We start from the raw sequence: 1,681 nt of genomic DNA, 5'->3' as shown, positions 1-1,681 counted from the left end.
CCTTTTTGGCAAGCTCCATACCTAATTCAAAAGCCTTCATATTTACTTCTTCTGTTCCTTTGGGAATTCTTCCCTTAATTGCTTTTTTGTATACATCCAGTTCTGCTATGTCTGTCAGCTCTGCTGCTGCACCTATAAAAGCTATGTTTGTCGGCAGTATTGTCCCCAGCTCTTCTTTTACTTCTTTTGTAAATGGAATCAAATACAGGTTATCTGAATTAATTTCCGGAATATCCTCGATTAAAAATGAATCCAGAATTACCAGGGCATCTTCTTTTATATCAGCATAATATTTATTACATGACTGCTGTGATAGGGCTACAAATATATCCGGGTTTTTTACAGCAAGGTCTGTTATCTCTTCCTTACTTGCTATTACTTCTCCTCTGCTGGCTCCTCCACGTGCTTCTATACCATGGGATTCCCCCTGTATTACATTATAGCCGGAGGCTGTCAGAATATCAGCAAAGATTATACTTGCCAGTACAAGTCCCTGTCCTCCTGAACCGCTGAATCTTACCTCTAACTGCTCAAGATCTTTTAAATTCATTATCCATCACCTTCTTCTTTAAATCCGGTCTGCCTGTCATATGTTTCTACATATTCTGGCTTATCTTCATCTACCAGTATACCTCGCATAAGCTTACCTTTAAGCTCTTGTTCTGTCATCTTTTCTGCCTGCTTTTTTGTTACTGTCAGATCTTTTAGATGTTCTATCAGTTTGGACGGCTGTTTCATATTGTTTCTTCTCCCAAAATGGGTAGGACAGGTGGTGAATATCTCTACTAATGAAAATCCTTTGTGCTCTATACCTGCTTTTACTAAATCTTTCAGCTCTCTTACATGGTAAACATCTCCTCGTCCAACAAAGGTTGCTCCTGCTCCTTCTACCAGCTTACATACATCCATCTGGTTTTCTGTCATACCATATGGTGCTGTAGAGGCAAATCTGCCGCTCTCTGTTGTTGGTGCATACTGCCCTCCTGTCATTCCATATATCTCATTTGTTGCCACCACTGCTGTGATATCTATATTTCTTCTTGCTGCATGAATTAAATGGTTGCCTCCTATCGCTGCTGCATCTCCATCTCCCATAAATACTATTACATTTAAGTCTGGATTGGCCAGTTTTATTCCTGTTGCATAACTTAGTGCTCTCCCATGTGGGGTCCTTATTGATGGGAAATCTGAATATACCGGCAGCCTTCCCGCACATCCGATTGCACATACCATTACTGTTTTATCCTGCTCTAATCCCAGATCTTCTACAGCCTTCAGCATGGATTTCCAGGCTGTACCGTGGGTACATCCCGGACAGGCAAAATGTGGCATCTGTTCTGTTCTCAGTAAATTGTCCAATTTGCTCATTTATTTATCCCCCTTATGAACTTACTTCCATAATTTTCTCGTAGAGTTCTTCTACACTTATATGTCCACTGTCTACTCTATTGTGCTGTATTACTTCTGCTTTTCCTTCTACAGCCTGTTTTACCAGCCCTGCTGTCTGGCCTAAGTTCATCTCTGCTACTATTATCTTATCCACTCTTTCGGCTATCTCTTTGAGCTCTTTTTCCGGAAACGGCCAGATTGTTATCGGTCTTATAAGCTCTACTTCTACTCCCGCTTCTTTTGCTTTTTTGACAGCACCTTTTGCTGGTCTGGTGGTTGAACCAAATACAAA

General features: G+C 40.9%; 3 protein-coding genes. All 3 read right to left on the bottom strand.

From position 1 onward, the window contains the following. On the bottom strand, positions 1-550 hold a 550-nt coding region (locus DFR78_RS11810; RefSeq protein ID WP_114459023.1), incomplete at its 3' end, for a 2-oxoacid:acceptor oxidoreductase family protein. Further along, the gene (locus DFR78_RS11805; RefSeq protein ID WP_114459022.1) at positions 550-1,368 is read right to left on the bottom strand and encodes a thiamine pyrophosphate-dependent enzyme; all 819 of its coding nucleotides are present in this window, start codon (positions 1,366-1,368) and stop codon (positions 550-552) included. The genes DFR78_RS11810 and DFR78_RS11805, both read right to left, overlap by 1 nt. Before the next feature lie 13 nt (positions 1,369-1,381). Then, the coding region (locus DFR78_RS11800) for a transketolase C-terminal domain-containing protein (protein ID WP_305037531.1) at positions 1,382-1,681 on the bottom strand (300 nt) is incomplete at its 5' end.

It is taken from the genome of Halanaerobium sp. MA284_MarDTE_T2 (assembly GCF_003337245.1).
Classification (GTDB): Bacteria; Bacillota; Halanaerobiia; order Halanaerobiales; family Halanaerobiaceae; genus QPJE01.
The sequence above is the reverse complement of the archived record's forward strand: the minus strand, read 5'-3'. Positions and strand labels throughout refer to the sequence as shown.

What these genes read in the sequence shown, in the direction of transcription:
- DFR78_RS11805 (WP_114459022.1), bottom strand. Translation starts at nt 1,368, where the DNA reads ATGAGCAAATTGGACAATTTACTGAGAACAGAACAGATGCCACATTTT.